Origin of the sequence: Streptomyces sp. NPDC051569 (assembly GCF_044454085.1) — a bacterium.
Classification (GTDB): domain Bacteria; phylum Actinomycetota; class Actinomycetes; order Streptomycetales; family Streptomycetaceae; genus Streptomyces.
Map to the genome: position 1 here is coordinate 85,613 of NZ_JBITDJ010000010.1, position 24,781 is coordinate 110,393.

27 protein-coding genes are annotated in these 24,781 nt (G+C 72.1%); 19 read left to right on the plus strand and 8 right to left on the minus strand.

Translation table 11 applies throughout. The features are described from left to right. Positions 1 to 81: 81 nt before the first annotated feature. Together ACIBAE_RS17000 and ACIBAE_RS17005 are read left to right on the plus strand one after the other, a co-directional pair. Positions 82 to 645 (plus strand): DUF1772 domain-containing protein, encoded by a 564-nt coding sequence (locus tag ACIBAE_RS17000; protein WP_399285627.1) that lies wholly within the window; start codon positions 82 to 84, stop codon positions 643 to 645. A gap of 257 nt (positions 646 to 902) precedes the next feature. Further along, positions 903 to 1,895 (plus strand): AraC family transcriptional regulator, encoded by a 993-nt coding sequence (locus tag ACIBAE_RS17005; RefSeq protein WP_399285629.1) that lies wholly within the window; start codon positions 903 to 905, stop codon positions 1,893 to 1,895. A gap of 58 nt (positions 1,896 to 1,953) precedes the next feature. On the opposite strand, the gene ACIBAE_RS17010 is transcribed toward ACIBAE_RS17005, so the two are convergent. The 6 genes from ACIBAE_RS17010 to ACIBAE_RS17035 form a co-directional block, all read right to left on the minus strand. Beyond that, positions 1,954 to 2,622, minus strand: coding sequence for a 4'-phosphopantetheinyl transferase (locus ACIBAE_RS17010; RefSeq protein ID WP_399285630.1), 669 nt, complete (start codon positions 2,620 to 2,622; stop codon positions 1,954 to 1,956). Positions 2,623 to 2,629: 7 nt separating this feature from the next. Further along, positions 2,630 to 3,532 carry an alpha/beta fold hydrolase gene (locus ACIBAE_RS17015; protein ID WP_399285632.1) on the minus strand — a complete coding sequence of 301 codons (903 nt, stop codon included), beginning with the start codon at positions 3,530 to 3,532 and terminating at the stop codon, positions 2,630 to 2,632. Continuing rightward, the gene (locus ACIBAE_RS17020) at positions 3,529 to 4,029 is read right to left on the minus strand and encodes an SRPBCC domain-containing protein (RefSeq protein ID WP_399285634.1); all 501 of its coding nucleotides are present in this window, start codon (positions 4,027 to 4,029) and stop codon (positions 3,529 to 3,531) included. The genes ACIBAE_RS17015 and ACIBAE_RS17020 overlap by 4 nt, the downstream gene beginning before the upstream one ends. A 178-nt stretch (positions 4,030 to 4,207) precedes the next feature. Further along, complete coding sequence (locus ACIBAE_RS17025) at positions 4,208 to 4,402, minus strand: hypothetical protein (RefSeq protein WP_399285636.1); 195 nt, start codon at positions 4,400 to 4,402, stop codon at positions 4,208 to 4,210. Positions 4,403 to 4,422: 20 nt separating this feature from the next. Continuing rightward, the gene (locus ACIBAE_RS17030; protein WP_399285638.1) at positions 4,423 to 5,988 is read right to left on the minus strand and encodes a flavin-containing monooxygenase; all 1,566 of its coding nucleotides are present in this window, start codon (positions 5,986 to 5,988) and stop codon (positions 4,423 to 4,425) included. 10 nt (positions 5,989 to 5,998) lie between these two features. Next, complete coding sequence (locus tag ACIBAE_RS17035) at positions 5,999 to 6,883, minus strand: class I SAM-dependent methyltransferase (protein WP_399285640.1); 885 nt, start codon at positions 6,881 to 6,883, stop codon at positions 5,999 to 6,001. A 181-nt stretch (positions 6,884 to 7,064) separates the two neighbouring features. Here ACIBAE_RS17035 and ACIBAE_RS17040 point away from each other — a divergent pair, with 181 nt between their 5' ends. The 3 genes from ACIBAE_RS17040 to ACIBAE_RS17050 are packed head-to-tail and all read left to right on the plus strand — an operon-like array spanning position 7,065 to position 9,075. Then, complete coding sequence (locus ACIBAE_RS17040; protein WP_046502425.1) at positions 7,065 to 7,325, plus strand: hypothetical protein; 261 nt, start codon at positions 7,065 to 7,067, stop codon at positions 7,323 to 7,325. 11 nt (positions 7,326 to 7,336) lie between these two features. Then, positions 7,337 to 8,323, plus strand: a complete 987-nt coding sequence (locus ACIBAE_RS17045; RefSeq protein ID WP_399285642.1) for a 3-oxoacyl-ACP synthase III family protein — start codon at positions 7,337 to 7,339, stop codon at positions 8,321 to 8,323. Further along, positions 8,320 to 9,075: an SDR family NAD(P)-dependent oxidoreductase gene (locus ACIBAE_RS17050; RefSeq protein ID WP_399285644.1), complete on the plus strand. Its 756-nt coding sequence runs from the start codon at positions 8,320 to 8,322 to the stop codon at positions 9,073 to 9,075. The genes ACIBAE_RS17045 and ACIBAE_RS17050 overlap by 4 nt, the downstream gene beginning before the upstream one ends. A 196-nt stretch (positions 9,076 to 9,271) precedes the next feature. On the opposite strand, the gene ACIBAE_RS17055 is transcribed toward ACIBAE_RS17050, so the two are convergent. Continuing rightward, complete coding sequence (locus ACIBAE_RS17055) at positions 9,272 to 10,201, minus strand: BTAD domain-containing putative transcriptional regulator (RefSeq protein ID WP_399285646.1); 930 nt, start codon at positions 10,199 to 10,201, stop codon at positions 9,272 to 9,274. 451 nt (positions 10,202 to 10,652) lie between these two features. Here ACIBAE_RS17055 and ACIBAE_RS17060 point away from each other — a divergent pair, with 451 nt between their 5' ends. From ACIBAE_RS17060 to ACIBAE_RS17125, 14 genes are all read left to right on the plus strand, one after another. After that, the gene (locus tag ACIBAE_RS17060; RefSeq protein ID WP_399285648.1) at positions 10,653 to 11,810 is read left to right on the plus strand and encodes an aminotransferase class I/II-fold pyridoxal phosphate-dependent enzyme; all 1,158 of its coding nucleotides are present in this window, start codon (positions 10,653 to 10,655) and stop codon (positions 11,808 to 11,810) included. Between the two features lie 72 nt (positions 11,811 to 11,882). Then, positions 11,883 to 13,133, plus strand: coding sequence for a beta-ketoacyl-[acyl-carrier-protein] synthase family protein (locus tag ACIBAE_RS17065; protein WP_399285650.1), 1,251 nt, complete (start codon positions 11,883 to 11,885; stop codon positions 13,131 to 13,133). Beyond that, positions 13,130 to 14,110 (plus strand): MaoC/PaaZ C-terminal domain-containing protein, encoded by a 981-nt coding sequence (locus ACIBAE_RS17070; RefSeq protein ID WP_399285652.1) that lies wholly within the window; start codon positions 13,130 to 13,132, stop codon positions 14,108 to 14,110. Before ACIBAE_RS17065 ends, ACIBAE_RS17070 begins: the two co-directional genes overlap by 4 nt. Then, positions 14,100 to 15,605 (plus strand): AMP-binding protein, encoded by a 1,506-nt coding sequence (locus ACIBAE_RS17075; protein WP_399285654.1) that lies wholly within the window; start codon positions 14,100 to 14,102, stop codon positions 15,603 to 15,605. Before ACIBAE_RS17070 ends, ACIBAE_RS17075 begins: the two co-directional genes overlap by 11 nt. Continuing rightward, complete coding sequence (locus ACIBAE_RS17080; RefSeq protein ID WP_399285656.1) at positions 15,602 to 15,865, plus strand: acyl carrier protein; 264 nt, start codon at positions 15,602 to 15,604, stop codon at positions 15,863 to 15,865. The genes ACIBAE_RS17075 and ACIBAE_RS17080 overlap by 4 nt, the downstream gene beginning before the upstream one ends. Before the next feature lie 2 nt (positions 15,866 to 15,867). Beyond that, entirely contained in the window at positions 15,868 to 16,944 is a 1,077-nt protein-coding gene (locus ACIBAE_RS17085; RefSeq protein WP_399285658.1) for a hypothetical protein, read from the plus strand. After that, a complete protein-coding gene (gene trpA, locus ACIBAE_RS17090) occupies positions 16,937 to 17,761 on the plus strand; it encodes a tryptophan synthase subunit alpha (RefSeq protein WP_399285660.1) in 825 nt (274 codons plus the stop codon). Before ACIBAE_RS17085 ends, trpA begins: the two co-directional genes overlap by 8 nt. Before the next feature lie 2 nt (positions 17,762 to 17,763). Further along, positions 17,764 to 18,138, plus strand: coding sequence for an ectoine synthase (locus tag ACIBAE_RS17095; protein ID WP_399285662.1), 375 nt, complete (start codon positions 17,764 to 17,766; stop codon positions 18,136 to 18,138). An 83-nt stretch (positions 18,139 to 18,221) separates the two neighbouring features. Next, on the plus strand, positions 18,222 to 19,367 hold the full coding sequence (locus tag ACIBAE_RS17100; protein ID WP_399285664.1) for an acyl-CoA dehydrogenase family protein: 1,146 nt from the start codon (positions 18,222 to 18,224) through the stop codon (positions 19,365 to 19,367). Then, entirely contained in the window at positions 19,364 to 20,110 is a 747-nt protein-coding gene (locus ACIBAE_RS17105) for an N-(5'-phosphoribosyl)anthranilate isomerase (RefSeq protein WP_399285666.1), read from the plus strand. The genes ACIBAE_RS17100 and ACIBAE_RS17105 overlap by 4 nt, the downstream gene beginning before the upstream one ends. Next, positions 20,107 to 20,817, plus strand: coding sequence for an indole-3-glycerol-phosphate synthase (locus ACIBAE_RS17110; RefSeq protein WP_399285668.1), 711 nt, complete (start codon positions 20,107 to 20,109; stop codon positions 20,815 to 20,817). Before ACIBAE_RS17105 ends, ACIBAE_RS17110 begins: the two co-directional genes overlap by 4 nt. Positions 20,818 to 20,862: 45 nt before the next feature. Then, positions 20,863 to 22,146 carry an alpha/beta hydrolase gene (locus ACIBAE_RS17115; RefSeq protein WP_399285670.1) on the plus strand — a complete coding sequence of 428 codons (1,284 nt, stop codon included), beginning with the start codon at positions 20,863 to 20,865 and terminating at the stop codon, positions 22,144 to 22,146. Positions 22,147 to 22,295: 149 nt separating this feature from the next. Then, on the plus strand, positions 22,296 to 23,240 hold the full coding sequence (gene metF, locus ACIBAE_RS17120; protein WP_399285672.1) for a methylenetetrahydrofolate reductase [NAD(P)H]: 945 nt from the start codon (positions 22,296 to 22,298) through the stop codon (positions 23,238 to 23,240). Between the two features lie 259 nt (positions 23,241 to 23,499). After that, positions 23,500 to 24,135, plus strand: coding sequence for a DUF1772 domain-containing protein (locus ACIBAE_RS17125; protein ID WP_399285674.1), 636 nt, complete (start codon positions 23,500 to 23,502; stop codon positions 24,133 to 24,135). A 169-nt stretch (positions 24,136 to 24,304) separates the two neighbouring features. On the opposite strand, the gene ACIBAE_RS17130 is transcribed toward ACIBAE_RS17125, so the two are convergent. Then, the gene (locus tag ACIBAE_RS17130) at positions 24,305 to 24,658 is read right to left on the minus strand and encodes a YciI family protein (protein ID WP_399285676.1); all 354 of its coding nucleotides are present in this window, start codon (positions 24,656 to 24,658) and stop codon (positions 24,305 to 24,307) included. Positions 24,659 to 24,781: the final 123 nt, after the last annotated feature.

Below are 24,781 nucleotides of genomic sequence, written 5' to 3' on the forward strand. Positions count from 1 at the left end.
CGTCCCGACCACTGCCCCGGATCCCGTCCCGGGACCGCAGGCCCTGTCCCCGCCGTACCCCGACGCCCCTGAGGAAGCCCGATGCCCACCGTTCCAGCAGCAGCCGGCCTCTCGCCGGTGACCGTACGCACCGGTGACGGGGCGGCCGGACCCGTTCTCGCCGCCGCCACCATCGGCACCGGGCTCATGGCGGGGCTGTACTTCGCCTTCGACATATCGGTCATGCCCGGCCTGGCCCGCGCCGACGACGAGACGTATGTGACCGTGATGCGACGCATCAACGGCGTCATCGACAACAACGGGCTGTTCGGCCTGCTGTTCGTGGGAGTGTTCGTCGCCACCGGCGTGGCGGCCGCCCTCCAGCGGCGCCTCGGCCACCTGGACGCCGCGCGCTGGACGAGGACCGCCTTCACCCTCTACGCCCTGTCCATCGTGATCACCATGCTGGTGAACCTCCCGCTCAACAGGATGCTGGCCCGCACCGGTTCGCCGGCCGCCGGCACCGACTTCCGGGCCGTACGCGGCCGGTTCGACCGGCCGTGGCGTACGGCCAACGCCGCCCGCACGCTCGCCTGCGCGGCTGCCCTCGGAGCCCTAGGCCACGCCCTCCTCCTGCGCGGCAGGGGAGCGGCCGGCCCGGCCTGACCCACCCCCTGGGCGTGCGGCGCCTCCGCTGCGCCGCGCCCGCCCCGAACCGCGCCCGTCCTCTCTCCCGTTCCCCCGCGGGGAGGGCGGGCGCGTCCCCCTCCACCGGACCGCGACGGCCGGCGGCCGCTCGCGACAGCCCGTGGCGGCCCGTGGCGGCCCGAGACGGCCCGCGACAGCCCGTGGCGGCCCGAGACGGCTGAGACAGATCCGGTGAAACCAGTGCCGTTTCATACGGCGTCGTCTAAGGTTCTGGCATGGACACACTGACCGGTCTGCTCGAAGGTCCGAAGGCCCGCGGCGCGTTCCTCCTGAAGTCGGTCTTCCGTCCGCCGTGGTCCCTGCGGGTCGAGGACCGGGCACCCATCTCCGTGGTGACGATGGTGCGCGGCGACGCCTGGGTCCTCCCCGACAAGGGGTATCCCGTCCAGCTCCACCCCGGCGATGTCGCCGTGATGCGCGGCCCCGACGCGTACACCATCGCCGATCAGCCCGGGACCGACGTCCAGATCGTCGTCGGGCCCGAACAGCGCTGCAACACCACCGACGGCGAGGACGTCACCGAGTCGATGGCCCTGGGCGTACGCACCTGGGGCGACGACAGCCTGGGTGACTCCTCGGTGATGCTCAGCGGCACCTACCAGGCGCCCAGCGAGATCGGCCGGCGCCTGCTCGCCGCCCTGCCCGTTCTGCTCGTCCGCCCCGCCGAGGTGGGCGACAATCCGCTCGTCCACATCCTCGCCGCGGAGATCAGCAAGGACGAGATCGGCCAGGAACTCGTCCTCGACCGGTTGCTGGACCTGCTCCTTGTCAGCGTCCTGCGCACCTGGCTCGCGGTACCCGAGTCCGGCGCCCCCGCCTGGTACCGCGCCCAGAGCGACCCGGTGGTCGGACCCGCGCTGCGGCTCCTGCACGAACAGCCGGGCAAGGCCTGGACGGTGGCCTCGCTCGCGGACACCGTGGGGGTCTCCCGGGCCGGCCTCGCCCGCCACTTCACCCAGCTGGTCGGCGAACCGCCGATGGCGTACCTGACCGGCTGGCGCCTCACCCTCGCGGCGGACCTGCTGCGCGAGCCGGACGCGACGGTGGCAACGGTGGCACGGCGGGTCGGCTACAGCGGAGCCTTCGCGCTCAGCGCCGCCTTCAAGCGGGTACGGGGTGTGAGCCCGCAGGAGTTCCGCAAGGGCGGCCGGACCCACACCGCCCAGCGCCTCACCGCGCCGACCCAGACCGTGGTGCTCGACCGCTGACCGCTGACCGCTGACCGCTGACCAGGAGCAGGAGCAGGAACGGGTTCCGGGGAGCCGGTTACCGGGAGACCGGTTCCGGAGACGCCTCCCGGCTGACCACCGTCATCAGGAGATCTCCGCGTACCAGCCAGCGGCCGGTGAAGCCGGTGCACGCCCCCGGCGGCGGGTCGGCCGGGTGCAGGCGGGCCGTGAATGTTCCCCCGGGGCCGAACTCCACCTCGGCGTCGGCGAATCCCAGCCACCGCCGTGTCGCGGGGAACCACGCCTTGTAGACGGCTTCCTTGGCCGAGAACATCAGCCGGTCCCAGCAGACGTCCGGCCGCGCGCCGGCCAGCCGCTCCAGCGCCGCGCGCTCGGTGTCGGAGGCGACCAGGCCGAGCACGCCGCGCGGCAGCGGGAGGGCGGGCTCGGCGTCGATGCCGAGCGCGGCCGTCCGCGCCGACCTGGCCACCACCGCGGCCCGGTAACCGTCGCAGTGGGTGATGCTGCCCACCACACCCTCGGGCCAGAGCGGTGCGCCGCCGGGGCCCGGCAGCAACGGCGCCGGGGCCACGCCCAGTTCGGCCAGCGAGCGCCGCGCGCAGGCCCGGGCGGTGGCGAACTGCCGCTGCCGCCGGGCCCGTCGCCCCGCCATCAGGGCGGCTTCCTCCGGAAACAGCGGAGCGGGCGCCAGGTCGTCGAACGCTTCGGCCGACCTGACGCCCGGGGGCAGAATCTCCTCGATCATCGCGAGGCTACGAGCGGGGGCCTGCGACCAGGGCGGCCACCGCGCCCAGGACCTCGTCCGGCCGCTCCAGCGGCAGCATGTGACCCGCGCCCGGGAGCAGTTCGTACCGCGCGTCCGGCAGCGCCTTCGCCACCACGGCACCCAGCTCCGGCTTGACGACCCGGTCGTTGTCGCCCGCCAGCACCACGGCGGGCACCCGCACCCGGGCCAGCCCGTCGCGCAGGTCCATACCGCGCGACGAGCGGAAGCAGTCGGCACGTACCTGGGGTGAGACGGCCGCGAACAGCTGCCGGTTCACCTCCATCAGGTACGGGTCAACGTTCTTGCCCATGGTCTGGGCCAGCAGCCGCCGGCCGAGCGCGGGCCGCCGCAGGGCCCGCGAGAACAGCGCGCTGCCCATCATGCGTACTTCGCTGTCGGCGGTGTCCTGGTCGTGCGCGGCGGTGCCCAGCAGCACCAGGCCGCGCAGCCGCCGCGCGGCGGTCGGATCGGCGGTGACGTACGCCAGCGTGGCGAAACCGCCGCCGGAGTGGCCCACGAGCACGGCGTCCCGCGCGTCCGTCTCGCCCAGCACGGCGGCCAGGTCGGCGCCGAGCCGGCTGATGGCGATCGGCGTTCTGCCCAGACTCGACGCCCCGTGCCCGCGCTGGTCGTACAGGACCACGCGGTACCCGGAGCGGATCAGCCGGTCGGCGACCGTGCCCCAGACCCGGCGGCCCGCCGCCCAGCCGTGCGCGAGCACGGCCGTCGTGCCGCTGCCGGGGCCGGGCGCCAGCGGCGCGAGGACGGTGACGGCGAGTGCGGCGCCGTCGTCCGTCCGTACGGTGGTCTCGTCGGTGCGGGGCACCGGCGGGACAGGGAGGGCGGAGGCGGTGGAGGCGGTCGGGCGGGCCGCCGTGGCGCCGCTCACCGGGCGCTCCCGCCGCCGACCCGGGTCCGTGCCCCGGCCAGCTTCGCGTCGAGCGCGGCGAAGGCCGCCTGCGCCGCCTTCGAGTGCTCGGCGCCGATGTCGGCGACCTTGGCCAGCAGCTTCAGCTTGCCGTTCGGCCGGCCCTGGAAGTGCATGGAGATCCTGGTGCGGTGCCCGCCGTCCAGCGGCTCCAGAGTGAAGCTGGCGGGCCCCCGGAAGACGCCGTCGACGTACTCGACGGTGAGTCGCCGGCCCGGTTCGACGGAGGTCGTCCGGGCGGTGAAGCGGAGCTTGGGGCCCCCGTTGCCGACGCCCTTGGTGTGGACGATCCCCGCGACCCGGCCGCCGATCTCGTCGGGGGCGCCGGACACGGTCTCGAAGGTGTTGGCCGGGACCCACCATTGGGCGGCACCGCGGAACTCGGCGATGAGAGCGTCCCAGACGACGTCCGCGGGGGCGTCGACCACCGCCTCGTCGATGATGTCGTAGCCGTTCATGCCAGTCTCCCTGTGGTGGGACGGCGGATGAGGATGAGGATGAGGATGGTGCGGAGGAACTGAAGAAACAGAAGAAGCGGAAGAAACAAAAGAAACAGAAGAGGCGGTCGCGGCGCGGGAGCGGGGCCCGCGGCGGGGCCCCCGCTCCCGCGCCGTCCGGCCGTCCGGCCGGGCCCGGTCAGGCGAAGCAGCCCCGGCCGGGGGTGACGATCTCCTGGACGGAGCCCGGCAGCGGGACCGCCCACGGCACCGTCCGGGTCACCGGGCCGCCGCCGTGGCCCGCGTCCCCGTGGCCGGGCCGGCCCGCGACGGCGGTCGCCAGGGCCGCCGTACCGCCGGGGACCCGGCGCCGGGAAGGCGCGTCGGTGCTCATCCGCTCCGTGCTTCCGTTCGTCATACGTGCTTGACGGCCGGCCTGCCGGCGCCCACCGTGGTGGCGAGCTGGTACTCGCCCAGATCGAAGCGCTTGGTCCCGTTGCGGAAGCGCCACGTGTACGTGGGCCAGATCGACGGGTTGCGCCCCTGGCTGTCCAGATACCAGCTCTTGCAGCCGCCGGCGCTCCAGACCGCGCGGGCCTGCCGCTTGTCCAGGACGGCGTTGTACGACTGCTGCGCCTCGGGCCTGACCTCGACGCTGGACAGGCCGCGCTTGTCCATCTGCTTGAGCGCGTCCATGACGTACGCGATCTGCGCCTCGATCATCACGGTCTGCGAGGAGTGCCCCAGCGTCGTGTTGGGGCCCAGCATCATGAAGAGATTGGGGAACCCGGCGATGGTGGTGCCGCGGTGGGCGGACATTCCTCCCTCGCTCCAGGCGTCCCGCAGCTGGACCCCGTCCCGGCCCCAGATCCGCCGGGTGACCGGCCGGTCGGTGGCGAGGAAGCCGGTGCCCATGATGATGGTGTCGACCTCGCGCTCCTGGCCGTCCTTCGTCACGATGGACTTGGCCCGGACATGGTCGATGGAGTCGCTGACGATGTCCACGTTCGGCTGCTGGATCGCCGGGTACCAGGTGTTGGAGAACAGCAGCCGCTTGCACGCCACGACGTAGTCCGGCGTGAGCCGCTCCCGCAGCGCCGGGTCCTCGACGCTCTTCTTCAGATGGTCGGAGGCCATCTTCTGCACCTTCAGCGCCACCTTGGGGCGGGCGAAGGCGAAGCCCAGGACCTCCCGGCCCCACATGTTGAAGTTGCGCCGGAACTTCTGGTAACCGGGGAAGCCGCGCAGCATCTTCGAGTGGAACGCGCTGTTGGGCTTGTCGTTCTTGGGCCCGACCCACGGAGGCGTGCGCTGGTAGAGGTCCAGCTGCCCGACCTCGGGCTGGATCTTCGGCACGAACTGGATGGCGGAGGCGCCCGTACCGATCACGGCGACCCGCTTGCCGGTCAGATCATGATCGTGGTCCCAGCGCGAGGAGTGGAACACCTTCCCCTCGAAGTCCGCCAGCCCCGGCAGATCCGGCACGGCGGGCTCACTGAGGTAGCCGGCGCCCGCGACCAGGACCTGGGCGGTGTACTCGCCGCCGGAGGTCTCGATGTGCCAGCAGCGGGTGTCCTCGTCCCAGCGGGCCGCGATCAGCTCGTGGTGGAAGCGGATGTGCGGGCGGACACCGAAACGGTCGGCGCAGTCCCGCAGATATCCGAAGACCTCGTCGCGCTTGGCGAAGGTGCTCTTCCACTCCGGGTTCCTCGCGAACGAGAAGGAGTAGAGGTGGGCCTGGACGTCGCAGGCGCATCCCGGGTAGGTGTTGTCGCGCCAGGTGCCGCCCACCTCGCCGGCCCGCTCGAAGACCAGGAAGTCGTCGATGCCCCGCTGGAGCAGCCGGATGGCCGTTCCCAGGCCCGAGAAGCCGGTGCCGATGACCGCGACCCGCAGATGACGGGTCGGACCCCGGCCGGCCGGCTGCTCCGACCCGCTGCTCACCCCGTCACCGCGGGCGGGTTCGAGAATGCTTGTCACGGTGGCCCCCTCAGCCCTTGCGCGCGATGGTGACGCGGAAGTTGTTGAAGAACTTGTCCTCGAGCGTGTACGCGAAGATGTCGAGGTAGCGCTCGAAGCGGGCCACGACCTCCTCGCCCTCCAGCGCCACAGCCGTCGCGCGGTCCGCGGCCAGCCGCTTCAGCCAGGCGCGGCACGCCATGGCGAAGGACTCCCGCTCGTTGACGATCTCGACGACCTCGAAGAGACCCTCGGCGGCGGCGGTCAGCTCGTGCAGGTGGGGGATGTGCATCCCCTCGAACTCCGAGCGCTGCAGGAACTTGAGGTCCGCGAGGATTTCGCGGGTCATCGGCTGCGCCTCGGCCGTCATGGTGTGCAGGACGAACTTCGCGCCCGGGTTCAGCGCCTTCGACACCTGGTTGAAGAAGAAGCGGTAGCGCTTGGTGCGCTCACGCGGCGGCAGGTTGGAGGACACGAAGTGCTCCAGCGCGTTGATGCAGAACGCCGCGTCGTACTTCTCGTCGCTCTCGTGGTCCGCCCAGCTCTCCACCCGCGTGGTGATGCGCGGGTTGTCCAGGCCGGCGATGAACGCCTCCTGGGTACGGCTCAGCGTGAGACCGACCGCCTGCTCCACACCGTGGACGGTGGTGAGCCGGTTCAGCATGGTGCCCCAGCCGCAGCCGATGTCCAGCACGCGGCTGGTGCCCGCGGCGCCGGCGATCTCCGCGAAGACGTCGAGCTTGCGCTCCTGGGCCTCGTCCAGCGTCGCGACGAGGTCCTCGCCCTGCTCCCAGTAGCCGCCGGAGTACATCATGGTCGGGCCCAGCAGGAGCCGGTAGAAATCGTTACTCACCTCGTAGTGGTGCCTGACCGCGTCGACCTCGGGGTCCACCGACCTGGGTGCGACCGTTGTCATCTCGACCTCTTTCCTGTCGCTTCTCTGCTCGTCCGACCTGGTGAATCGGTCATGAGATAACCGCGTTGCTCGCAACAGACGCGCAAGACGGCCAGGGACCGGCGGTGTTGCGCGCCGGTTGCGCGGGCCGCGCTTCCATGCCTCTCGAAACCGGATGCACCGCGAGAGAGGACCGAAGCTCATGACGCTGCCCACCATCGAAGAACTGGCGAGCCAGCTCGAGGCCGTGTCGGGTGCCCAGGAGGTCAGCCCCGATGCACCGCTGCAGCACATCGCGGACGTCGACTCGCTGGACCTGATGGAGTGGCTGTACGGGTTCCAGAACCAGTACCCGGACATCCCCGCGGACGAGTCGCTGTTCGCGGACCTCGACGACACGACCACGCTGCGCCACGTGTACGAGCGCATCCTCGCGCTCGTCCCGCAGCCGGCGCAGGCGTAGCGAGACCGCCCGTGAACGGCTTCGACATCACCGGGTGGGGCATGGCCGTACCCGAGCGCAAGGTCACCAGCCTGGAACTCGCGGAGCGTTTCGGTGTCGACGAGAACTGGATCGTCAGCCGGTGCGGTATCCGCGAGCGCCGGGCCGTGGGACCGGGACAGACGACCGCCTCACTGGCCGTCGAGGCCGGCCGGCGGGCGCTGGAGAAGGCGGGCCTGACCGGCGCCGACATCGCCCATCTGATCGTCGCGACCGCCACGCCCGAGCAGCCCTCGCCCGCGACGTCCGCGTTCGTCCATCACGACCTGGGCATCGCGGGCAGCGCGCACGACGTCAACTCGGAGTGCGCGGGGTTCGTCTACGGTCTCGTGTCGGCGATGGCGCTCATCGCCATCGATCCCCGGCCGATCCTGCTGATCGGCTCCGACACCCACACCCTGACGGCGAACCCGGCCGACCGCGACCTGTCCATCCTCGTCGGCGACGGGGCCGGCGCGGTGGTACTCCAGCCGGGACCCGAGAACCGGGTCAAGGCATGGAACCTCGGCGCGGACGGCTCCTGCACCGGCAGCCTGAAGGTACTGGCGGGCGGCAGCAGGATGCCGACGACCGAGGAAACGGTCCGCGAAGGACTGCATTTCGCCAAGATCAACGGCAATGAGATCTATCTCAACGCCGTCCGCTACACCGTCCGTACGGTCCGGGAGACACTGGAGAGCGCCAAGGTCGACGCGGCCGACATCGACCACATCATCCCGCACCAGGCCAACATCCGGATCATCAATTCGATCCTCAGCCACACCGGTCTGCGGAAAGAGGCGCTGGTCACCAATCTGGAGCGGTACGGCAACACCGCGTCCGCGTCCATCCCGATCGCCCTCACCGAGGCGCTCGACGACGGCCGGATCCAGAACGGCGATCTCGTCATGCTGGCCGGCTTCGGCGCGGGAATGACCTGGGGATCGATGCTCCTGGAGTGGGGCGGGGAGAGGAAATGAGCCGTAACAGCGGGCCGGGCAGCCGGCCCGAGCAGCCGGTCGCCCTGGTCACGGGGGCGTCCGGCGGGCTCGGGCAGGCCCTGGCACTCGAACTCGACGCGCTCGGCTGCCGGGTGGCGGTCCACTACAACAGCTCCGAAGCACAGGCGAAGGCCGTCCAGGAGAAGCTCACCAACGACTCGGTCGTCGTGACCGGGGACGTCGGGTCCTGGGACGCCGTCACCGCGATGTACGCGCGGATCAGCGAGCGGCTCGGTCCGGTCGACGTCCTCGTCAACAACGGCGCGATCCGCAAGGACGCGCTGATGGCGATGCAGTCGCCGGCGGACTGGCAGCAGGTGATCCAGACCAACCTGGTGGGTTCCTTCCACACCGCCCGGGTGGCCGTGCCGTACATGCTCCGCCAGCGGTGGGGACGGATCATCAACGTGGTGTCGCCCTCCGGCCTGATCGCGACAGCGGGCCAGACGGCGTACTCCGCCTCGAAAGCCGGCCTCATCGGCTTCACCCGCACCCTGGCCGCGGAGTGCGGCCGGCGCGGGGTGACCGTGAACGCCCTGTCCCCGGGCTTCATGATCACCGGGATGACGAAGGACCTGCCCGGCCGTGTCATCGAGGGGATGGAGGACAAAGCCCCCATTCCCCGCTTCGTCACGGTCGAGGAGGTGGCCCGCAGCGCCGGTCTCTTCCTGGACCAGGACTGCATGACGGGCCAGGTCATCAGCATCGACAGCGGGGTCTCGATCACCTGAGACCGCCGGTCGGCCTCCGGCCCGACCGAGACCCGTCAGGACCCGTACGGCCGGTGTGCTTCCTTCAGCGCCCCGGCCGTCCGGCATGCCCCGGCAGCACGGCAGGCACCCCGAGCCCCGACCGGCCGGCAGGCGAAATGAAAGAGGCGGCCCGGCGTCATCGCCGGGCCGCCCACGCGTTCTCCCCCGCTGTCCGCTACGCGGCACGCCGTCCCGGCACAGGCCGCGCGGGCCGCGTCGGATGCGTTTCACAGCCGTCCGCCGTCAGGGAGCACGGCCGGGGCGCCGCGGGCCTCGGGTACGGGGCCTCGAACATGCCCATCAGCACCGGATCCAGCCGGGTCACGGCTTTCGGTTCCGGCCGGCGCTGTGGATCGGGCGCCCGCAGCAGCTCCAGATAGGCGGCCTCGCTCTCCGGCGCCGGATCGATGCCCAGCTCCTCGGCGAGCACCTCCCGCAACTGCTGGTAGGTGCGCAGCGCCTCGGCCCGGTTGCCGGCCGTCCGGTGCGCGGCCATCCGGCACCGGTACGCGCTCTCCCGGAACGGCGCGCGCCGTACCGCTTCCTCGGCGTACCGCAGCGCGTGGTGCTCGTCGCCGAGCGCGGCGGAGGCGAGGCTCGCGGTCTCCAGCGCGCACAGCCGGAGCTCGTCGAGACGCTCCCGCATGCTGTTGACCCACTCGCCCTCGTGGGCCGGCAGGAATGACCCGCGTAGATTGGAGACCGCCGCGGAGCCGAGCTGCTGGGCGACCGCGTAGGAGCCGATGGCGTACGCCTCGGCCGCCTCGGCCACCGCCGCCTCGGCACACTCGATGTCCACGGCCGCGTCGTCGGGAAGCCGGAGCAGATAGCGGCCGCCGTGCGCGACGAGCGGGGTGACCCCCGGCTGCTGCTGCGGGAAGGTGACGAAGGTACGGACCCGGCTCACCACACTGCGCAGGGCCGAGGCCCAGGTGTCGGGCAGGCCGTCGGGCCAGACGGTGTCCGCCAGTTGGTCGCGGCTCGTACCGCCGGACCGTTCAAGGATGAGCCGGGCGAACGCGACTTGAGCCTGTGCGCTGGACAAGTGCTGCGGCGGAGCCCCTTCGGGCTCGATCGTGACGAGACCAGCAAGTCTGATGAGCAAGCTGTACTCCCCGGTGCGGGCGGCTGTCTGCCGGTTGCACCGACGGCGGATGCCGCCGGCGGCGGTGTCTCCATCGCGCCAGGGGACCCGTCACAGTCGTCCTTGTGAAGGAGATCAGGACACGCTGTGCATGCCCCCTGCACAAGAATTGGACGATACCGTTCAGTGTTCTCGGTGTGTCAACAGTGGCTGGAGAACATTGCCGAGTAATTGGTCGGAGAGCCACGTTCCGCTTACCGCCTCTCGTCGCGTTCTTCTTGCGTTTTTGAATTCGTCCATCTCAGCGCCGTGTTGCGCGCGCCTTGCGCGCCTGTCGTTGAATTGCGACGCACTTTGAGTCCAGGTTGAGCGGACTCGGGTAATTGTCCGAAACGTGGATGAGAGGACGCACGTGAACACATCTGGAGGATGGGAACGTCTCGCGCCGAAACTGGACGCGACACGTCGCCGCGTGCAGTCCCTCGAGTGGGAGCCCGCCCGCCGCAACAGCTTCGTGACGTACACGGTCGAGCGCGACAGCGCCTACGCCGACCTCGACGGCGAGCGCCTCCTGATGATGTCGGGCTACAGCTACCTGGGCCTGGCCGGCGACGAGCGCGTCGTCGCGGCGGCGAAGGCCGCGGTCGACCTGTACGGCACCGGCAACCACGGGGTCCGGGCGCTGGCCGGCTCGATCCCGCTGCACGAGGAACTCGAGGCGGAGGTGGCCCGGTTCGCCGGCCGGCAGGAAGCCCTGGTGTTCGGCTCCGGCTACGCGGCCAACGTCGGCACGGTCGGCGCCCTGGTCGGCGCCGGCGACACCGTCCTGATCGACAAGTACGACCACGCCAGCATCGTCGACGGCTGCCGGCTGAGCGGCGCGACCGTCACGCGCTTCCGCCACAACGACGTCGACCACCTCGACCGGCGGCTGGCCGCCGCGAGCCCCGACGGTGTCCGCCTCGTCATCGTCGACAGCGTCTACTCCATGGACGGCGACATCGCCCCGCTGCCCGAGCTGCGCCGGGTGTGCGATGCCCACAACGCCCTGCTGATGGTCGACGAGGCCCACGCCCTGGGCGTCATCGGCGCCACCGGCAAGGGCATCGAGGAGCACTTCGACCACACCGCGAAGGTCGACGTCAAGCTGGGCACCCTGTCGAAGGCGATCCCCTCCATGGGCGGTTGGGTCGCCGGACCCAGCGAGCTGATCGGCCACCTCAAGTACGCGGCCAGGCCCTTCCTCTTCTCCGCCGCCCTCGGTCCCGCCCAGTCGGGCGCGGCCCTGGAGTCGCTGCGCATCCTGGAGCGCGAGCCCGAGCGCGTCACCCACATCCAGCAGGAATCCGCGCGCTTCCGCCGGATGCTGAACGACGCGGGCATGCGCACCGGTGACAGCGAGACCGCGGTCGTCCCGGTCATCGCCGGCTCCGACGAAGCGGCGTACGACTACGCCACCGCCTGTCGCAGGGCCGGTGTCATCGGACTGCCGGTGGTCACCCCGGCCGTCCCCAACGACCTGGCCCGGCTGCGGATCGCCATCACCGCCCGGCACACCAAGGCCGACATCGACTTCGCCGCGGAGGCCTTCCTCAAGGCCGCCCGCGAGTGCGGTCTGATCCCGGCCTGAGCCGCCGCGCCGGCCCAGCGCGCCGGCGCCCCTTCCGCCCTTCCGCCGCTCGTACGGGATACGGGATCCGAGATGCCAACCTCACCGAGGCACGCACAGTCGAAAGCACCCGTCGCGATCACCGGCATGGGCGTCGTCACCCCGGCCGGCTGCACCCCTGACGACCTGTGGGCCACCCTGCGCGCGGGGAGGTCCACCGCCGCCGAGCTCACCCACCTCGACCTGGAACGCCACCGCGTACGCATCGGCTGCCGGGTCCGGGGACTCGACGACATCGGCCTGGTGCCCGCCAAGGAAGCCCGCCGGATGGACCCGTTCGCCCTGTACGGGACGACCGCGGCCCTCGCCGCCCACCGCGACGCGGGCGCCCCGGCCGCCGACCCCGGCCGTACCGCGATCGTCGTCGGCAACGCCGTCGGCGGCCGGGCCACCAGCGACGAGGAGTCCCGCAAGTTCACCGAGGCGGGGCCGCACCGGGTCAATCCGCTGATGCCGCTGATGACGATGCCCAACGCGGCGGCGGCCCAGATCGCGATGCGGCTCGGCTGGCAGGGCCCCGCCCTGACCATCGCCACCACCTGCGCCAGCGGGGCCGACGCCATCGGCCACGCGCTGATGCTCCTGCAGACCTACCGGGCGGATGTCGTCCTCGCGGGCGGCTGCGAGTCCACCCTCACCCCCGTCACCCTCGCCGGCTTCGGCAACCTCAACGCCGTATCGCTGCGCAACGACGACCCGGAGCACGCCTCCCGGCCGTTCGACACCGACCGCGACGGCTTCGTGATGGGGGAGGGCGCGGGCTTCGTCGTCCTGGAACGGCTCGACGACGCCCGGGCGCGTGGCGCGCGGACGTACGCGACCGTCGCCGGCTACGCCGCCACCGCCGACGCCTACCACCTCGCCATGCCGCTGCCGGACGGCGCCGCCGCCGTCGGCGCCATGCAGGGAGCCATCGCCGACGCGGGACTCGCCCCCTCCGACATCGTCCACGTCAACGCGCACGGCACCTCGACCCAGCACAACGACCGGGCCGAAGCGACCGCTCTCACCAAGGTGTTCGGCACCGACGGGCCGCCGGTGACCGCGAGCAAGAGCGTCATCGGCCATCTCATCGGGGCCGCGGGCACCGTCGAGCTGATCGCCACCGTCCAGGCGATGCGCCGGTGCGAGGTCCCGCCCACCGCCAACCACGAGCAGCTGGAGCCAGGCATGGAAATCGACGTGGTCCACGGCGCCCCGCGCACCGTGGTGTCCGGTCCCGCGCTGTCCAACTCCTTCGGCTTCGGCGGCCACAACTCCAGTCTGGTGGTGGCACCGGTATGACCACCCCGCCCACCCCCGTCCCGGCGGCGACGCGCACCGTCACCGCGGAGGAGATAGCCGCCTACCGTGACGCGGTACGCGCCGAGTTGCCCGCCGCCAAGGACCAACTGGCCTCACCCGTGCACGCGTTCGTCCTCGCGCACACGGTCGCCGAGCGGACCGTGTCCGCGCTGACCGAGGAGGAGCCGGGACCCGTATCGGTCGTCCACCTCGGCCAGGACATCCGCTGCCACCGGCTCGTGCGCCCCGGCGAACAGGTCACCGTGACGCTCGACGTGCTCGGCGCCCGCCGCGAGGGACGCGGGGTGCGGGTCGCCCTGCGCTCCCGGCTCACCGGCGACGGCGCCACGGACGCCACGGCCCGTACGGACGCCACGGCCCGTACGGACGGCGCGAGCGGTACGGACGCCGCGGCCCGTACGGACCACGCGGACACGGCGGAGCCCTTCGCCGAACTGGTCACCAGCGCCCTGCTGGTGGGCGCCACCGCCCTCGAACCCTTCGGGGACATCTCCGGGGGCCCCGCCGCCCCGGCCCCCACCGGGGCCGGTGAGCCGGCGACCGTCACCCACGAACCGACCGCCGAGTGGATCCGCCGCTACGCGCACGCCTCCGGCGACGAGAACCCGATCCATCTCGATCCCGAAGCGGCCCGTGCCGCCGGGTTCGCCTCGGTCATCGCCCACGGCATGAGCGTGGTGGCGCTGGCCGTCGAGGAGACCGTCGACCGCTACGCCGACGGCGACGCGTCCCGGGTCCGGGGCATCGGCGGACGCTTCTCGACCCCGGTGGCGCCCGGCGAGCCGCTCCGTGTGGAGCTCCAGCCCGACGAGTCGCACCGGGTGATCCGCTTCACCTGCCGCACCCCGGCGGGACCGGCCGTCAAGAGCGGCTGGATCGAGCTCGCACCGGCCGCGGCCGGTGACGGAGCGACGGACAACGACACGGACGCGAACGGAGGCGGCGATGACGACTGACAGCCTCGGCCTGGTGGGCGGTTTCCTCCTCCAGGTCCGCGAGCGCCCCGACGCGCCCGCCCTGCTCTGGAACGGCGAGGAGATCACGTACCGCGAGCTGTACGAGCGCGCCGGCCGCGAGCGCGACCGGCTGGCCCAGTTGGGCCTGACCCCGGGCGAGCCCGTCGGGGTGCTCGCCGGCAAATCGCCGACGGCCATCGCCCTGGTGCTGGCCTGCCTGCTGGCCCGCCGCCCCTTCCTGCTGCCGTCGCCCGCCCTCGCCGACACCCTCCTCGCGGATCTCTTCGCCCAGGCGGGCTGCCGCCGGGTGATCACTCCCGAGGGCGACGCCGCCCGGGTCGTGCCGAACCCCGAGGTCACCCCGCAGCCGCTCTCGCCGCGCGAGGCCGCCGAGGTGTCGTTCATGCTCACCACCTCCGGCTCCACCAGCCTGCCCAAGATCGTCCCGCTCGGCCGGGGAGCCGTGAACCGGTTCGTCGCCTGGGCCGGATCCGCCTTCTCCATCGGTCCCGGCAGAACGGTGCTCAACTACGCGCCGCTCAACTTCGATCTCTGCCTGCTGGACGTCTGGACGACCCTGGCCCACGGCGGCCGCGTCGTCCTGGTGGACCCGGCCCTGGCCGCACGCGGCGGTCACCTGCTCGACCTGCTGGAGCGCCACGACGTCGACGTGGTCCAGGCGGTGCCGATGTTCTACGGTCTGCTCCTCGACGCCGCCCAGCGGCGCGAGGCGACCCTGCCCGGCGTCGAGCACGTGATGTTCAGCGGCGACGTCATCCCGGACCGCACCTTCGCCGCACTGCCCGGGCTGTTCCCCTCGGCGCGCATCCACAACATCTACGGCTGCACCGAGACCAACGACAGCTTCGTCCACGAGGTCGACCGCAGCGCCACGGCCTTCCCACCGGTCCCGATCGGCCTGCCGCTGCCGGGCGTCGAAGCGCTGATCCTCGACATGGACGGCGCCGCCGTCGAAGGCCCCGGCTCCGGCGAGCTGTACGTCTCCACGCCCTTCCAGGCGGCCGGCTACCTCGACCGGACCCGCCACGCCGACAAGTTCACCGGCCACCCGCTGGGACTCGACGACCGCCCCTGGTTCCGCACCGGCGACCTGGTGCGGCGCGACGCGGAAGGCAGGCTCCATCTCACGGGACGCGGCGACCACCAGGTCAAGGTGCGCGGCGTCGCCGTGAACACCGCCGAGATCGAGCGGGTGCTGCTGGACCACCCCGACGTGCTCGAAGCGGGCGTGGCCGCCGTGCCGGACCCCATCGAGGGCCGCCGGCTCGTCGCCGCCGTACAGCGCGCGCCCGGCAGCTCACTGAGCAGCCTCACCCTGCGCCGGCACTGCGCCCGGAGCCTGCCCAGGGCGGCCGTACCCGCGAAGCTCCAGATCCTCGGCGAGCCCCTGCCGAAGACCGCCACCGGAAAGGTCGACCGCAAGGCGCTCGACCGCCTCCACGAGTTGTCAACAGCCAAAGGAAGGACGTCATGAGCCACGTCGGCACCATCAAGCAGTTCGTGATCGAGGAGTTCCTGCCCGACATCAGCGCCGAGGAGCTGGCCGACGACCACGACCTGCTCTCGGACGGGGTCATCGACAGCCTCGGCGTGCTCAAGCTGATCGCCTGGGTCGAGGACCGCTTCGAGGTGGCGATCGGCGACGCCGACCTCGACCCGAACAACTTCCGCAGTGTCGCGGCGATCGACGCGTTCATCGCCGGTGCGCGCACAACCGAGGTGGCAGGTAGCTAGCGGTGCATGACGCACTCATCGGCCTGCTGGAGCAGCGCGCGCCGGTCGGACACGAGACCTGGCGGTCCCTGTGGGACCAGCTCGGCGACGGAGCCCTCGACAGAGCCGAGGCCCTCGCCCTGCTGGCCTCCCTGACCACCCGGTTTCCCGACCACGAGACGCTGCGCCACCTGCTGGCCTCGCTCGCCGAACGGCGGCCCGCCCACGAGGCGGGCCGCTGGCCCGGCACGGTCAACGTGGTGGGCACCGGCGGCGGACCGAAGACGTTCAACATCTCCACCGCGTCGGCGTTCGTCGCCGCCGCGGCCGGGGTGAAGGTCGTCAAGACCGGCTCGCGCGCCTACACCAGCAGCCTCGGCTCCGTCGATCTGCTGGAACGGCTCGGCGTCCGGCTGACCTCCTCGTACGAGCAGACCGCCGAGACCCTGGAGCGCCACGGCATCGCCTTCGCCGGGCCGTTCGTCTACCCGGCGCAGCTGACCCGGCTGGCCAGGACCATCGTGCCGGCGAGCATGAAGCCCTTCGGCCGCTTCCTCAACGTCCTCGGGCCCTTCCTCGCCGATCTGCCCGTCACGGCGCAGGTCACCGGAGTCTCGGCGACCGCGCCACTGGCCGAGCTGCGCGCCCTCGCCGCGACCGTCACGGGACGCACCCTGTGGCTGACCAGCAACAGCCTCGGCGCCGACGAACTGCTGGGCTTCGCCGACAACACCGTGCACACCGGCGACGGCCGCGAACTGCGCTTCCCGGCGGGCGAGCTGGTCCCGGCGGGCGGCGGCTTCGACGATCTCCTGCCGGCCCCCGACCCGGCCTCGGCGCCCGACCACTTCCTCTCCGTCCTCGCCGGCACCGCCGGGGAGGTGGCGACCCGCACCGTCTGCCTCAACGCCGCGGCACTGGCGGTCGCGAGCGGCCACCTCACCGACTGGACCCAGGCCGTCCGCACCATGCGGGAGGCGGTCAGCGGCGGAGCCGCCCGTGACCTCGCCGAGCGCGTACGAGCCGAAGGAACGCGCCCGGCCAGGGCGGCACTGCGTCCGGTCCCGGCGCACCGACCCGAGGCGGCGACCCATGGCTGACTTCTTCACCCGCACCGGACCGGACGCCGGACCGGGCCTCGCCCTCTTCCTCAACGCGGGGGATCCGCCGCTCGACGTCCTCGCCGACCTGGTGCTGATGCTCGACGAGGAGGGCGTCGACTGCCTCGAACTGGCCGTGCCCTTCCCGGACTCGGTCACCGACGGCCCGGTCATCCGCCGCTCGGCCCGCCGCGCCCTCGACCTCGGCACCGGCCTCGACGAGGTGCTGGCCTTCATCGCCGTGGTACGCCCCCGGCTGCGCCGGCTGCGGATCGCGCTGCTCGCCGACTGGAGCCACTCGCTCAAGCGCCGGGACCCCGCGACCACGCTCCGTGCCGTCGCGGACTCGGGCGCGGACGGCCTGCTCGTCCACGGGCTGCCGCCCCGGCTGCGTACCGCCCACTACGCGGCGGCCCGTGCGGCGGGGGTGCCCGTCGTCACCACCTGCTACCAGCAGAGCCCGCCGCAGACCGTCGCCGAGGCGGCGGCCGAGGCCACCGCCTATCTCTATCTCGTCGCCCACTACGGACGCAGCGGCACCGCCCCGGCCACCGGTCACGCCGGTCTCGCCGGCACGGTCGCCGCGCTCCGGGCGCACACAGCGTCCCCGATAGCCATCGGCTTCGGGGTCAGGACCAGAGAAGACGTGGAGACCGTAGGCGCCTGCGGAGCCGATGCCGTAATCATCGGCTCCGCAGGGGTCGCCCGGATCGAGCAGTCGCTCGACCGAGGGGGCGACGTCATCGCGGACTTCCGCGCCTTCGTCAGGTCCGTAACGCCCACCCGTTCCACCACACCTGCGAGAACAGGGAGTTGAACATGATCATCCGCGACCTGGACAGTGTCAAGACGGTCGAGTGGGGCAACGGCCTGAGCCGTCGGTTCCTTGTGGCCGCCGACGGCCTCGGTTACAGCGTCACCGACACTACCGTGCTGGCGGGCACCAAGTCCCGTCTGGAGTACCGCAATCACCTCGAATCCTGCTACTGCATCGAGGGTTCCGGCGAAGTGATCGAGCTCGACGGCACCTCGCACCCCATCGTGCCCGGCCGGCTCTACTCCCTCAACGAGAACGACGCCCACTACCTCGTGGCCAGCCCGCACGAGGACCTGAGACTGGTGTGCGTCTTCTCCCCGGCGCTCCAGGGCGACGAGGTGCACCAGCTCGACGAGCAGTCCTCCTCGGCCTACTGAGCAGCACCGCCCTCCGATCCGCACCTGATCCGCACCTGATCCGCACCTGATCCGCAACTGATCCGCATACGGAAAGGCTCGCCGTGATCCGCTGGAACGCCGACCAGGCCGCACTGCGCAAGGGCCTGGCCCAGTGGGGTGAGGCGCTCAGCGCCGGCCACATAGAACAGGACGAACAGGCCACGTTCTCCTGGGACAAGTGGAAACTGATCCGGGAGACCGGCATCCTCAGCCTGCCCTTCGACGAACGGTGGGGCGGCCTGGGCCAGTCCCTGCTCACCACCATGTACGTCCTCGAAGGGCTGGGTGAACACTGCCGCGACTCCGGGCTGAGCTTCTCGGTCACCACCACCATGGCCAGCACCGGCGTGCCGGTGGAGCAGTTCGGTACGGCGGAGCAGAAGGAGAAGTACCTGACGCGGATCTGCTCGGGCGAGGCGATCGGCGCCCATGCCATCACCGAGGCCGAGGGCGGCTCGGACGCCATGGCGATGACCACCAGGGCGGTACGGGACGGCGACCAATTCGTCCTGAACGGCTCCAAGATCTTCGTCAGCAACGGACCGGTCGCCGATGTGTTCGTCGTGTACGCGCGTACGCGTCCGGACGGCGGCGCGCTCGGGGTCACCGCGTTCCTCGTGGACCGGGACACCCCGGGGCTCACGATCGGCGGACCGACCAAGAAGATGGGACTGCGCACCTCGCCGCTGAGCGAGCTGTTCTTCGACGAGTGCCGGATTCCCGCGACTCAGGTCCTGGGCCGGGTCGGCGGCGGGTTCATCGTGCTCGACCACGTGATGAAGCGGGAGATCCTCTTCTCCTTCATCGTCAACGTGGGGGAGATGCGGCACCGGCTCGACCGCTGCGTCGAGTACGCGAAGACCCGCCGTTCCTTCGGCAAGCCCATCGGCTCCTACCAGTCCGTCGCCAACAAGATCGTCGACATGAGGATCCGACTGGAGACGGCCAGGAAATGGCTGTACGACACCGGTGAACGCCTCGCGGCCGGCGAGAACGTCACCGAGGACATGGCCATCGCCAAACTGGTGACGAGCGAGAGCCATCTGGCGACCAGCCTGGCCGCCGTGCAGATCTTCGGCGGTCACGGCTACATGACCGAGTACGGCCTGGAGAAGGACGTGCGCAACGCCGTGGCCGGCACGATCTACTCGGGCACCAGCGAAATCCAGTACAACCGCATCGCCTCGATGCTGGGTCTGGGCAAATGAGCCCGGAGCCCGCCTCCAGGCTCCCGGCGGGACACTCGGCCGCACCCGAGGCCCGCCGGGTCCTGAAAGTCTGCGGGGCCACCACCCCCGACGACATCGCCACCCTCGACGCCGCGGGAGCGGACTGCGTCGGCCTGTGGCACGGCGTCCCCGGCGGCCACGCCGAGCTGCCCGAGCGGCTGCTGACCGTCCTGGCCGGGGCGGCCCTCGCCACCGGCCGCCTCCAACCGGTCCTCGTCACCTTCCTGAGCGACCCCGAAGCCCTCACCGGCCTGGCCCGCCGCACCGGCCTGCGCTGGCTGCAACTCCACGCGTACCAGCCCCCCGCCGTGGTCAGGGCCGTGCGCGCGGCCCTGCCCGACGCCGTCCTCGTCAAAGTCCTCCACCTGCGCGGCGGCCGCTGCCTCGAACGCCCGCTGATCGGCGCGTACGAACGGGCCGGCACCGACCTGTTCCTGCTGGACACCACCACCGAGGACGGCCGCGTCGGCAGCACGGGACACCCACTGGCGGAAGACGACGTGCTGGCCCTGCTGCCCCGCCTCAGCCGGCCGTTCCTGCTCGCCGGGGGCCTCTCCCCGCACAACCGGCCCGACTTCGACACCGTCGCCCGCCATCCCGGGTTCCGCGGCATCGACGTCGACACCGCGGCCCGCGACGGCCACGGACGCTTCTCGGCGCCTGCCGTCACCGCCCTGGCCCGCGCCTGGCGGACCGCCACGTCCCCTGAGGAGTCTCCATGACAGCCCGATTCCTGGAAGCCCTGCTGGCCGCGGAACGCCCCCTGGTCATGGAGGTCAAACGGCGTGACGCGCACGGCTACGACCTGCTCGGCGGCCGTACCCCGGCCGCGATCGTCGAGTCGTACGAGAAGGCGGGCGCGCCCTGCGTCTCGGTGGTGACAGGACGCTGGTTCGGCGGCACCCCCGCCCTGCTCCGCGATGTCGCCGCCCTCACCGACCTGCCGCTGCTCCAGAAGGACTTCATCACCCGCCGGGACCAGCTGCGCACCGCCAGGGAACTCGGCGCCTCCGCCGTCCTGCTCACCGCCGCCCTGCTGCCCAGGTCCGCCATGCGCAATCTGATCACCGGCTGCCTCTCCGCCGGCCTCACGCCCTTCGTCGAGGTGACCGAGGAGGCCGAGCTCGACGGGCTGCCGCACACCGACGAATGCGTCATCGCCGTCAACAACAAGGACATCAAGGCCAAGGAGACCGACCGGGGCAACCTGGACCGCAGCCTCGCGCTGCTGCCGGCGCTCCGGGCGTCCGGGACCCGCTGCCCGGTCAGCGCCAGCGCGATCGACGGCCCGGTCGCCGCCGCCGAGCTGCTCGCCGCGGGCTTCGCCGGTCTGCTCGTCGGCACCTCGCTGCTGCGCACCGAGAGCGCGGCCGGCTGGCTCGACCAGCTGGACCGCGCCCGCGCACGTCCGGCGGTCCGTTCCGTCTGACGCCCTGACCGGCTCGTCCCCGCCTCCCAGGAGAGTCCGCCCGCCATGACAGCACCAGCCCCCGCCGCGGTCCCCGGCGACGCCGAGCCCGGCGGCACCGCACCGGCCGACACCGCCGCGGCCGCCGTTCCCGCCCTCCCCGCCCCGGTCCCGGCCGCCGCCGACGTCGCGGTGCTGGGCGCCCTGCCCGCCGCCCCGCCGGCGGGCGCCGAGCCGGCCGGTGTCCCGCCGGCCGGCGTCGTGCCCGTCGGCGCCCTGCCGGGCGACGACGCGACTTTCGGCGCGGTCCTCGCCGCCGCCCCCGTACCCGCCCCCGGCCCCGTACCGGCTCCCGGCCCCGTACCGGCTCCCGGCCCCGTACCGGCTCCCGCCCCCGTACCGGCTCCCGCCCCCGTACCGGCTCCCGCCCTCGTACCGGCTCCCGGCCACGTGCCGCCCGACGGGACCGCGCCGCTCCCGGCCGAACCCGCCGTACGGCCCGTGACGCTCGACGGCGGCGGCGTACAGGTCTCCGGGCTGCTCGCCGAGCCGGAGGGCGGCGACCCCCGTGCCGTGATCGTCGCCGTCCACGGCCGGGGCATGTGCGCCGACTACTTCCACGGCCTCACCGACCCCGTCAACTCGCTTCTCACGCTGGGCGCGCGGCTCGGCCTCACCGTGCTGGCCCTGGACCGCCCCGGCTACGGGGCGTCCGCGAGCCAACTCCCCGAGGGCCAGCCGCTCGGCGAGCAGGCGACGACACTGAACACCGCGCTCGCCGACTTCGCCCGCACCCACCCGACCGGTGCCGGGTTCTTCGTGGTCGCCCACTCCGACGGCGGCAAGGTCGCACTGCACATGGCGGCCGAGGACGCGGGCCGCGCGCTGCTCGGCCTGGACATCAACGGCTGCGGCTGGCAGTACGCCCCGGGGGCGCGGCACTTCCCCGACACCCTCGGCGGCGGCGCGTCCAAGCTCAACTGGGGCCCGCTGCGCCACTATCCGCCCGGGACCTTCCAGGCGAGCCGTTCCCTGCTGAAGCCGGTGCCCTCGCGCGAGGCCGCCCAGACGGCGTTCTGGCCCGCCCAGTACCAGCGTCTGGCAGGCCGCGTCACGAACCCGGTCAGGCTCACCTTCGCGGAGGACGAACTCTGGTGGGAGCTCGACGACGACGCGCTGGCCGCGATGAGGGACCGGCTGACGGCCGCCCCCCTCGTCACGGTGGAACGACTGCCGTCCGCCGGGCACAACATCAGCATCGGCCGCACGGCCCGCGTCTACCACCTGCGCGCGCTGGCCTTCCTGGAGGAGTGCCTGGCACGGCGCCGGGACACCCCGGCACGGAGCTGAACTCCGCACACGAAAGGGCCTGTTGGCCGGTTCCGCCACGCCCGTGATCACTCCGTGGTCAGGCCCGGGGGAGCGCCGCCCATCGCGGCTACTGTGAGCGGAGCGTACTCGCCCGGACACTGAGCGACACTCCAGGAAGGACCCCGGCCATGGCGGCAGAGACCGCAGACCGTCCCCAGCATCCCCGGCCAGGCCGGCGCGATCTGCCGGCCGACGGCGGACGTTCGTACTCCTTCGAGTTCTTCCCGCCGAAGACCGAAGCGGGTGAACGCACCCTGTGGAACGCCATCCGCCGCATCGAAGCGCTCGCCCCGTCCTTCGTCTCCGTGACGTACGGCGCCGGCGGCTCGTCCCGGGACCGGACCATCGAGGTGACCAAGCGCATCGCCGCCGAGACCACCCTGCGCCCGGTCGCTCACCTCACCGCGGTCGGCCACTCGGTCGCCGAACTGCGCCACATCATCGGCCAGTACGCGGACGCCGGCATCCGGGATGTACTCGCGCTGCGCGGCGACCCGCCCGGCGACCCGCGCGGCGACTGGGTCCGCCACCCGGAAGGCTTCGCCCAGGCGAGTGAACTCGTCTCCCTCATCAGGGAACTGGGCGACTTCACCGTCGGTGTGGCCGCGTTCCCCGAACGCCATCCACGCTCGCCCGACTGGGACAGCGACATCCGCCACTTCGTCGCCAAGTGCCGGGCAGGCGCCGACTACGCCATCACCCAGATGTTCTTCGACGTGGACGACTACCTGCGGCTCCGGGACCGGATCGAGGCCGCGGGCTGTACGACCCCCGTCATCCCGGAGATCATGCCGGCCACCGATGTCCGGCAGATCCGCCGCTTCGCCGAACTCAGCGACGCCCGCTTCCCGGACGCGCTGGCCCGGCGGCTGGAGGAGGCCCGCGACCGGCCGGCGGACGGCCACCGCATCGGCGTCGAGTACGCCACCGTCATGGCCGAACGGCTGCTCGCCGAAGGCGCCCCCGGCCTGCACTACATCACCCTCAACCGCTCCACGGCGACGCTGGAGATCCACCAGAACCTGGGCGTGGCCGAGTCCGGCGTACGGACGCCGGCCACCACCGCGCCCTGACCTGCCCGGCCGTCCGGCTCCCGTGCGTGGGGGCTGCCTTGGACGCCGGGACATGGACCTGAGCTTCTCGGCTATGTACCCGCGGGCCGCGCCGGACTTGACTGTCCTCATGACGCCGCCCGCAGCCACCGGGCCCCACCCGGCCACGGGGCAGACGCACCGCCGTGTCGCACCGCGGCGGCGGCGTCGGCGACACCCCCGTGGCGGCCACCGGATCACCTCGCGTCGGACGGCTTCGACCACCAGACAAGGAAGTCCCATGAGCTTCAACCAGACCGGAACGCCCAACCCCTACGCGCCCTACCCGCCGGCTCCCGCCACCGCGCCGCCGGTGCGCCGCGGCAGGTGGGCCGGACCGCTGCTGATGATCGCCACCATCACGATGGGGCTCATGGCGGGCCTCTTCTTCGCCTTCGACGTCTCGGTCATGCCGGGGCTGGCGAAGGCGGACGACCGCGTCTACGTCGCCGCCATGCAGAACTTCAACGCGCTGATCGACGGCAGTGGTCTCTTCGGGATGGTCTTCATGGGAGCCCTGGTGGCCACGGGGGTCGCCGCGTTCCTGGAGCACCGGCAGGGCCGGCGGGGTGTCGCCCTGTGGATCGGCGCGGCGACCGTGCTCTACCTGATCGCCCTGATCGTCACGTTCAGCGTCAACATCCCGCTCAACAACGAGCTGGCCGACGCCGGGAACGCGGCGAAGATGACGGACTTCGCCATCGTCGACAAGTTCAAGGGCACCTGGGAGTCGACCAACATCCTGCGGACCCTGCTCTGCACTGCGGCGCTCGGCTTCCTCGCCCGCGCTCTCGTCCTGCACGGCCGGGGTACCGGAGCGGACACCGCGTCCGGCGCCGCCCCCGGCAGTCCGGCGATGCGCCCCTACGGCGTCTGACGCCCACGAGCGTCCGGTTCCCGGCGGCCCCGGCCGCCCCACGAGCAGCGCCCGTCCTCCCGAAAGGCTCCCCCCGGGGAGAGGCGGGCGCTTCATCCTCCAGCGACCGGGACGCCGAACGCGCGGCGCCCGGGCGCCCGGAGACCGACGCGGTCCTGCGGGCCGGGCATCAGTCCGCGACGTCGCCGTGGAAGGCCCGCACCTCGATGGGGAGGGTGGTCGCCAGGGCGGCCTGACGGCCCCAGGCCAGTGCCGCGTCGAGGTCGGGTGCCCGGACGACGCACAGCCCGCCGAGGTGTTCCGTGCCCTGGGTGTACGGACCGTCGGTGACGACCGTCCCGCCGTCCGAGGGACGGACCACGGTGGCGGTCTCCGGGGCGTGCAGGCCACCGGCGAAGACCCATGCCCCGGCCGCCCGCAGCTCCTGGTGGAAGGCGGCCAGGTCCTGCCCGATCCGCTCCAGGACCTCGGGCGCGGGCGGCTCCCCGTCGGGCTGCATCACGCTGAGCAGGTACTGCTTCATGGTGTTCCTCCTCGGCTCTGGCGCCGGCTCCGGGCCGGCGGCTCCCTCTCCGCTTCTCACTCTGCGCCCGTTCCTCAGGGTGCCCGCAGGACCGACACGGCACCCGGCGAGGAAGTTTCCGGA

Excerpts from the sequence above, each read along its gene's own strand:
- metF (WP_399285672.1), top strand. The coding sequence starts at position 22,296 with ATGGCGGCAGAGACCGCAGACCGTCCCCAGCATCCCCGGCCAGGCCGG.
- ACIBAE_RS17075 (WP_399285654.1), top strand. The coding sequence starts at position 14,100 with ATGACGACTGACAGCCTCGGCCTGGTGGGCGGTTTCCTCCTCCAGGTC.
- ACIBAE_RS17005 (WP_399285629.1), top strand. The coding sequence starts at position 903 with ATGGACACACTGACCGGTCTGCTCGAAGGTCCGAAGGCCCGCGGCGCG.
- ACIBAE_RS17010 (WP_399285630.1), bottom strand. The coding sequence starts at position 2,622 with ATGATCGAGGAGATTCTGCCCCCGGGCGTCAGGTCGGCCGAAGCGTTC.
- ACIBAE_RS17050 (WP_399285644.1), top strand. The coding sequence starts at position 8,320 with ATGAGCCGTAACAGCGGGCCGGGCAGCCGGCCCGAGCAGCCGGTCGCC.
- ACIBAE_RS17065 (WP_399285650.1), top strand. The coding sequence starts at position 11,883 with ATGCCAACCTCACCGAGGCACGCACAGTCGAAAGCACCCGTCGCGATC.
- ACIBAE_RS17095 (WP_399285662.1), top strand. The coding sequence starts at position 17,764 with ATGATCATCCGCGACCTGGACAGTGTCAAGACGGTCGAGTGGGGCAAC.
- trpA (WP_399285660.1), top strand. The coding sequence starts at position 16,937 with ATGGCTGACTTCTTCACCCGCACCGGACCGGACGCCGGACCGGGCCTC.
- ACIBAE_RS17040 (WP_046502425.1), top strand. The coding sequence starts at position 7,065 with ATGACGCTGCCCACCATCGAAGAACTGGCGAGCCAGCTCGAGGCCGTG.
- ACIBAE_RS17130 (WP_399285676.1), bottom strand. The coding sequence starts at position 24,658 with ATGAAGCAGTACCTGCTCAGCGTGATGCAGCCCGACGGGGAGCCGCCC.
- ACIBAE_RS17000 (WP_399285627.1), top strand. The coding sequence starts at position 82 with ATGCCCACCGTTCCAGCAGCAGCCGGCCTCTCGCCGGTGACCGTACGC.
- ACIBAE_RS17025 (WP_399285636.1), bottom strand. The coding sequence starts at position 4,402 with ATGAGCACCGACGCGCCTTCCCGGCGCCGGGTCCCCGGCGGTACGGCG.
- ACIBAE_RS17035 (WP_399285640.1), bottom strand. The coding sequence starts at position 6,883 with ATGACAACGGTCGCACCCAGGTCGGTGGACCCCGAGGTCGACGCGGTC.
- ACIBAE_RS17125 (WP_399285674.1), top strand. The coding sequence starts at position 23,500 with ATGAGCTTCAACCAGACCGGAACGCCCAACCCCTACGCGCCCTACCCG.
- ACIBAE_RS17020 (WP_399285634.1), bottom strand. The coding sequence starts at position 4,029 with ATGAACGGCTACGACATCATCGACGAGGCGGTGGTCGACGCCCCCGCG.
- ACIBAE_RS17105 (WP_399285666.1), top strand. The coding sequence starts at position 19,364 with ATGAGCCCGGAGCCCGCCTCCAGGCTCCCGGCGGGACACTCGGCCGCA.
- ACIBAE_RS17080 (WP_399285656.1), top strand. The coding sequence starts at position 15,602 with ATGAGCCACGTCGGCACCATCAAGCAGTTCGTGATCGAGGAGTTCCTG.
- ACIBAE_RS17110 (WP_399285668.1), top strand. The coding sequence starts at position 20,107 with ATGACAGCCCGATTCCTGGAAGCCCTGCTGGCCGCGGAACGCCCCCTG.
- ACIBAE_RS17070 (WP_399285652.1), top strand. The coding sequence starts at position 13,130 with ATGACCACCCCGCCCACCCCCGTCCCGGCGGCGACGCGCACCGTCACC.
- ACIBAE_RS17115 (WP_399285670.1), top strand. The coding sequence starts at position 20,863 with ATGACAGCACCAGCCCCCGCCGCGGTCCCCGGCGACGCCGAGCCCGGC.